The sequence below is a fragment of the Streptococcus sp. VTCC 12905 genome (assembly GCF_049893385.1).
Taxonomy (GTDB): Bacteria; Bacillota; Bacilli; order Lactobacillales; family Streptococcaceae; genus Streptococcus; species Streptococcus suis_AA.
In genome coordinates this window covers 39,434-46,389 of record NZ_JBMVJC010000015.1, presented here as the reverse complement: position 1 = coordinate 46,389, position 6,956 = coordinate 39,434, and the positions used below count along the sequence as shown (strand labels likewise).

4 protein-coding genes, 4 tRNA genes and 1 pseudogene are annotated in these 6,956 nt (G+C 39.4%); 7 read left to right on the top strand and 2 right to left on the bottom strand.

From position 1 onward, the window contains the following. Nucleotides 1-3 precede the first annotated feature (3 nt). The 5 genes from ACPC58_RS06735 to recG all read left to right on the top strand — a co-directional run bounded on the left by ACPC58_RS06735 (nt 4) and on the right by recG (nt 2,436). A tRNA-Val gene (locus ACPC58_RS06735) sits at nt 4-76 on the top strand. A gap of 5 nt (nt 77-81) precedes the next feature. Then, a tRNA-Gly gene (locus ACPC58_RS06730) sits at nt 82-152 on the top strand. A gap of 41 nt (nt 153-193) precedes the next feature. Beyond that, a tRNA-Ile gene (locus ACPC58_RS06725) sits at nt 194-267 on the top strand. Between the two features lie 8 nt (nt 268-275). Continuing rightward, nucleotides 276-347, top strand: a tRNA-Glu gene (locus ACPC58_RS06720). A 73-nt stretch (nt 348-420) separates the two neighbouring features. Continuing rightward, nucleotides 421-2,436, top strand: a complete 2,016-nt coding sequence (gene recG, locus ACPC58_RS06715) for an ATP-dependent DNA helicase RecG (protein WP_434065588.1) — start codon at nt 421-423, stop codon at nt 2,434-2,436. Between the two features lie 222 nt (nt 2,437-2,658). Here the strand turns inward: recG and ACPC58_RS06710 are convergent, their stop codons facing one another. Then, nucleotides 2,659-3,618, bottom strand: coding sequence for an asparaginase (locus tag ACPC58_RS06710; protein ID WP_217374591.1), 960 nt, complete (start codon nt 3,616-3,618; stop codon nt 2,659-2,661). Nucleotides 3,619-3,690: 72 nt separating this feature from the next. Between ACPC58_RS06710 and ACPC58_RS06705 the strand changes: the two are divergent. Further along, nucleotides 3,691-5,056: pseudogene (locus ACPC58_RS06705) on the top strand (HAD-IIB family hydrolase). A gap of 19 nt (nt 5,057-5,075) precedes the next feature. Here ACPC58_RS06705 and ACPC58_RS06700 read toward each other — a convergent pair. Continuing rightward, on the bottom strand, nt 5,076-5,528 hold the full coding sequence (locus ACPC58_RS06700; protein ID WP_217374594.1) for a universal stress protein: 453 nt from the start codon (nt 5,526-5,528) through the stop codon (nt 5,076-5,078). Between the two features lie 150 nt (nt 5,529-5,678). Here ACPC58_RS06700 and ACPC58_RS06695 point away from each other — a divergent pair, with 150 nt between their 5' ends. After that, a complete protein-coding gene (locus ACPC58_RS06695; protein WP_216807237.1) occupies nt 5,679-6,893 on the top strand; it encodes a pyridoxal phosphate-dependent aminotransferase in 1,215 nt (404 codons plus the stop codon). The last annotated feature ends 63 nt before the right edge of the window (nt 6,894-6,956 follow it).

Genomic DNA, 6,956 nt, shown 5'->3' with positions numbered 1-6,956 from the left:
TATGGGAGTTTAGCTCAGCTGGGAGAGCATCTGCCTTACAAGCAGAGGGTCAGCGGTTCGATCCCGTTAACTCCCATTTAAGCGGGTGTAGTTTAGTGGTAAAACTACAGCCTTCCAAGCTGTTGTCGCGAGTTCGATTCTCGTCACCCGCTTTGAACATTTCGTTCTTTTTACCAAACTTTTATAAGGGTTTGGGCGCGTAGCTCAGATGGTTAGAGCGCACGCCTGATAAGCGTGAGGTCGGTGGTTCGATTCCACTCGTGCCCATTTTATATGGTCCGTTGGTCAAGGGGTTAAGACACCGCCTTTTCACGGCGGTAACACGGGTTCGAATCCCGTACGGACTATATTTTTGAGGAGCTAATGCTCCTTTTTTTGTTTTTAAACTCGTATTTGCTTTTCTTTTGATATAATAGTTCTATGAAGAAATTATCGAATAACATATCTGTATTACCTGGCATAGGTCCAAAATCAGCTGAAAAGTTTAGTAAGCTTGGGATTGATTCAGTTGAGGATGCCTTACTTTATTTCCCTTTTCGTTACGAAGATTTTGAAGTTAAATCTGTATTTGATTTGCAGGATGGGGAAAAAGCTGTTTTAAAGGGTCAGGTTGTAAGTCCGGCGACGCTCCAATATTATGGGAAGCGAAATCGGTTAAGATTTTCTATTAAGCAGGGAGAAATTGTTGTTTCTGTCTCTTTTTTTAATCAATCATATTTGGCAGATAAGGTTGTTCCTGGACAAGAACTGGTCGTTTGGGGAAAATGGGATAAGGCGAAGGCTAGTTTGACTGGGCTTAAGATTTTATCACATCAAAGCGAGGACTTACAGCCAGTTTATCATGTCTCACAAGGTATTTCTCAGGCCAGTATTGTGAAATTAATTCGTTCTGCTGTAGATACGGGGTATTTGGATTTGGTTCCTGAAAATATTCCAGAGATTCTATTATGCCATTATCAATTAATGGATAGAAAACGAGCTATTTATGCTATGCATTTTCCGAATGATTTGGAAGAATATCGCCAAGCCCTCAGAAGAGTTAAATTCGAGGAATTATTATATTTCCAATTGCAGCTACAACTGTTAAAGCATGAAAATCGGAATATTTCAAATGGATTAGAAATTCAGTATGTTGAGGACTCTCTTCAAAGAAAAATAGAAACCTTGCCTTTTTCACTGACAGATGCGCAAGAGAATGCTTTAAATGAAATTTTACAAGATATGAAGCATCCAGGTCATATGAATCGTTTATTACAAGGTGATGTTGGTTCTGGTAAGACGGTTGTTGCTGGTTTAGCCATGTACGCTACGGTAACTGCCGGTATGCAGGCTGCAATAATGGTTCCGACAGAAATTTTGGCAGAGCAGCATTATGAAACTCTTAGTTCTTTATTTCCTGAATGTAAAATTTCATTATTAACTGGTAGTATGAAAGTTGGAGAGAAAAGAGAGGCGTTAGAGCATATTGCTAGTGGGGAGGCCCATATGATTGTTGGGACACATGCTTTAATTCAAGAAGGTGTTACTTATCACAAATTGGGATTAGTTATTACGGATGAACAACATCGTTTTGGGGTCAAACAACGGAAGTTGTTTCGTGAAAAGGGTGAAAACCCTGATGTGCTAATGATGACGGCTACTCCAATTCCTCGAACATTGGCAATCACTGCTTTTGGAGATATGGAAGTTTCCATTATTGATCAATTACCAGCAGGAAGGAAACCAATTGTAACAAGATGGGTGAAACATGCTCAATTGCCAGTTTTATTGTCATGGCTTGAGAAGGAATTGAAAAAAGGGGCTCAGATTTACTTTATTTCACCTTTGATTGAAGAATCCGAGATGCTCGATTTAAAAAATGCCATTGATCTAAAAGTGGAGTTGGAACACCATTTTGGCTCAAAAGCATCGATTGAATTATTGCATGGAAAAATGAAAAATGATGAAAAAGAAGCAATCATGCAGGAGTTTAAGCATGGGAATGTGGACATATTGGTTTCAACTACAGTTATAGAAGTTGGTGTCAATGTACCGAATGCTACGATAATGATCATTATGGATGCGGATCGTTTCGGGCTGAGTCAATTACACCAGTTGCGGGGTCGTGTTGGTCGTGGAGTGAAGCAATCTTACGCCATCTTGGTCGCGGATCCTAAAACAGAATCTGGTAAAGAGCGTATGGCCACAATGACTGAGACAACGGATGGTTTTGTTCTGGCAGAAGTTGATTTAAAAATGCGGGGTTCAGGTGAAATTTTCGGAACACGACAATCGGGCTTACCGGAATTTCAAGTTGCTAATATTATTGAGGATCATCCTATTTTAGAAGAGGCTAGGCGTGTGGCTCAGCGGATTGTCACGGAAGAAAATTGGCGGAACAATCCAATGTGGTTCTGTTTACTGGAAAATTTAGAACATCAATCGATATTGGATTAAATGTTTGAGGAACCTTAGGGGTTATATGTAGTGCAAATATGTTCTCTTTCTCAATCTGAAGGTAAAACCTTATTAGTCTTTTGTTATATAGCCATTGACTGAAAGTAGTTTGTTGGAGCCGTACCTTTTTCATGAGGCTTACCATGAAAAGGGTTGATTTTTAAGAATATCTATTTTTAACAAAAAAACAATAGGTGCATGAAAAAACGTGCACCTATTGTTTTATCCTTGAATATAATCAGCTAAATCCTGCCCGTTCAAGCCAGCATTTACGGCAATCAGTAATTTGATACGTGCTTTTTGGGGATTCAGTTCTTTTACAAATAAGACACCTAATTCTTCCAATTGTATTCCGCCACCATCGTAGGCATATACTGGTTCTGCAATACCATTGAAGCAACGTGACACGAGCACGATAGGAAGTTGCTTATTGATAAGTTTTTTAATGGCTGAAATACTTGCTGGTGGTAGGTTTCCAGCTCCTAAGGCTTCAATTACTAAGCCAGAAATGGGGGCCTCTACAAGTGCATCCAGTAAGATAGTATCCATATCTGCGTATGATTTGATGATTGGGACAACACCATTGATGGCCTGTAAATCAAAGCGGACACGTTTGTCGGCTGCCTTGAAAAAGAGTATTTCTCGTTTTGTTACAAGACCCAAGGGTCCATGAGTTGGTGTTTGAAAGGTTGAAACATTTGTTGTATGTGTTTTTGTTACATACTTCGCAGCATGAATTTCATCGTTCATGACCACAAGAACACCTTTGTCAGCAGATTTTTCATCAGCAGCAACACGAAGTGCAGTTCTATAATTATAGATTCCATCGCTTCCTAATTCGTTAGAAGAGCGCATAGCACCTGTCATGACTATTGGCTTTTGTGGAATAGACATTGTGTCCAAAAAATATGCTGTTTCTTCTAGGGTATCAGTTCCATGTGTGATGACAAACCCGTCAAAATGGGAGGCTTCTTCTCTAATTTTTTTATAAATCATCATCATGTGGTCAATTTGAATATGAGGACTTGGAAGATTCAAAAAATCAACGGACACTACTTCAATGTTCTCTAATGGTGAAGTGACTTGGGTCATTGGATTAATGGGACTTGATTCGACAGCGCCGTTTTGATCTGCTTGCATGGAAATTGTTCCCCCAGTATGGAGAACGAGAATTTTTTTCATAAATTTTCCTGATTCTTTCAAAATATGCTATACTTAATTGTAACACAATTCTAATGAAAGTAGGTGAGATGGTTGACAGTGAAGGCAGTTTTTTTTGATATCGACGGAACCTTATTGACGGACCACCGAACTGTGAGTAAGTCAACTATTCTTGCCATTAACCAGTTGAAAGCAAGAGGAATCTTGGTTGGTTTGGCAACTGGTCGAGATCCGCGCTTTATCTTACAATATATGGCTAGTCTGGGACTTGATATGGCAGTTGCTTACAATGGACAATATGTTTTTACAAGAGATGAAGTGGTTTTCAGCCAGCCAATTGAAAAAGAGGACATCGATAAAATGATTGCGTATGCCGAAAAATTCCAACGTGATCTTTCATTTGGTACTGCATTAGGGGTAGTTGGTAGTGGCATTATGAGTATGGGGACTGGGAATTTTGCTTATCGATTTTCACGTATGGTCCCTGAAGTTTGTGCGGGCTTTGTAAACTTTATTTTTAACCATATTATCCGTATTGTGAGACCGCAAAATAAGGGGAGCTTCAATCATTTGATTACTCAACCCATTTACCAAATGATGCTATTAACTATGGAAAAAGAGGCGCAGCGATTAGCGGAACATTTTCCACAATTAACTTTTACTCGTTCAAGTCCTTATGCGACGGATATTATTTGTAAGGGGAATTCAAAACTGATTGGTATCAAACGGTTAGGAGATTTTTATCATTTTTCGACCGATGAAGTGATGGTTTTTGGAGACTCAAATAATGATATTGAGATGTTGGGGGAGGTTCGGTATTCTGTTGCCATGAAAAATGGGACAAAGCAAGCAAAACAAGTGGCTTCTTATATAACTGATACGAACAATAAGGATGGTATCTATAAAGGCTTACGTCATTTTAATTTAGTAGAGGAACAAAATGTTTAAAAGTAAGGATCAACATTTTAATCGTGTAAAAGAGTTTCACCACCTGATGGATGGTCAAACTCAAGAATTTCCAAAGGAGTATGATTCTGAGACAGCCGTTTTCAGGGCAGGGTTTAAGATTGAAGAAATTGTTGAATTTGTTCATGCTTCCTCACAGAATGAGAGTGGTTTTAGAGAAGGGATTGAGCGGCTGCACTCTGAATTAGATAAGGCTGCCGCCAAGGTAGAAGGTAAAAAAGAGGCAAAGGTTTCTTTGCATGACCAAGTGGATGCTTTATTGGACCTTTTGTATTTTACCTATGGTTCTTTTGTATTAATGGGAGTGGATCCAGAACCGATATTTCAGCTAGTCCATGAAGCTAATATGGGCAAAAGATTTCCGGATGGACGTGCTCATTTTGACCCAGTCACTCATAAAATTTTAAAGCCAAATGATTGGGAGGAACGTTTTGCTCCCGAAAGAAAAATTGAAGTAGAGCTAAAGAGACAGATGAAAGGACTTGATCACTAAAATCAAGTCCTTTATGATTTTATAAAGTTTTCTCGCCTTCTCGTACAATCAGTAAGTCAATCGTTGCATGACGCATGATATACTCTGAAGAGGAACCAATGAGCAATCTTTCAAAAGCATTTAACCCAGTTGCACCAAGTAGCATTAGGTCAGCACCGGTTTCCTTTGGAATATCTACCGCCAAGAGTGTTTTTGGGTTACCAAATTCTATACGGATTTGAACATCTTCTATACCGGCATTCAGTGCTTCCTGCTTATAATCTTCTAGTAATAGTTCAGCTTCACGTTCTAAAGACTCATAGACTGTTGCATCAAAAGCAACAACGTTATGTAACGCTCGTGTATCAATGACATGGGCAATTATCAGTCGTGCTTGATTTCGTTTTGCGACGTGGATAGCCTTGTGTAGTGCTAGTTCAGCACCGGCTGAACCATCAACAGCGACTAGAATTGTTTTATAAGATTGAGACATACCAATCACTCCTTTCAAGTGGAGAACACAAATGAGCAGTGTACTTACTTACATTTTTATTATAAGTCTTTTTTGAAAAAATGTAAAGTATTCTTGTGATTTTTTTGCTTTTACAGTACAATATAAACCATAAGAAAGTCGAGGTGACTTATGAGAAAATTTGAGAAGTCAATGAAATTAGATGACGTTGCGTACGATATTCGTGGTCCTGTCTTGGAAGAGGCTATGCGGATGCGTGCTAATGGTGAGCAGATTTTAAGGTTGAATACCGGAAATCCTGCTGAATTTGGTTTTACTGCGCCAGACGAGGTCATTCGTGATTTAATCCATAACGCTCGTAAATCAGAAGGTTATTCGGACAGTCGGGGGATTTTCTCAGCTCGTAAGGCGATTATGCAATACTGTCAACTCAAGAAATTTCCAAATGTTGATATTGATGATATTTATCTTGGTAATGGTGTAAGTGAGTTGATTGCCATGTCTATGCAGGGCTTGTTGGACAATGGTGATGAGGTGTTAGTACCGATGCCTGACTATCCTTTGTGGACAGCAGCGGTAAGCTTAGCTGGTGGACATGCAGTTCACTATGTTTGTGATGAGTCTGCAGACTGGTATCCTGACTTAGCGGATATGGAATCCAAGGTGACATCACGGACAAAGGCTATTGTTCTTATCAATCCTAATAATCCAACGGGTGCTTTATATCCAAAAGAAGTGTTGGAAGGAATCGTTGAGATTGCACGGAAACATGAGCTCATTATTTTTTCTGATGAGATTTATGACCGTATGGTATTTGATGGAGCGGTTCATATTCCAATTGCGACCTTGGCACCGGATTTATTTGTTGTAACGATGAATGGTCTATCAAAATCACATCGTATCTGTGGTTTCCGTGTTGGTTGGATGGTGTTATCAGGCCCTAAACATCATGTGAAAGGGTATATAGAAGGCTTAAATATGCTGTCCAATATGCGTCTATGTTCCAACGTATTAGCCCAGCAGGTGGTGCAGACATCATTAGGTGGCGTACAATCTGTTGATAAATTGTTGACTCCAGGTGGGCGACTTTATGAACAACGTGAGTTCATTACAAGGGCGATTCAAGATATACCTGGACTGTCTGCTGTTAAACCCAAAGCAGGTCTGTATATTTTCCCTAAAATTGATCGAGAAATGTATCGAATTGATGATGACGAGCAGTTTGTTCTTGATTTTTTGAAGCAAGAAAAAGTATTGTTGGTTCATGGACGAGGTTTCAACTGGAAAGAGCCAGATCATTTCCGTATTGTCTATTTACCACGTGTTGACGAACTAGCAGAAATCCAAGAAAAAATGACACGATTCTTAGCGCAATATCGACGTTAGGAGTGAAGGAAAGTCGGGGGTTCTCCGACTTTTTTGATGTCAGAGTGAGAAATTGTCAATATT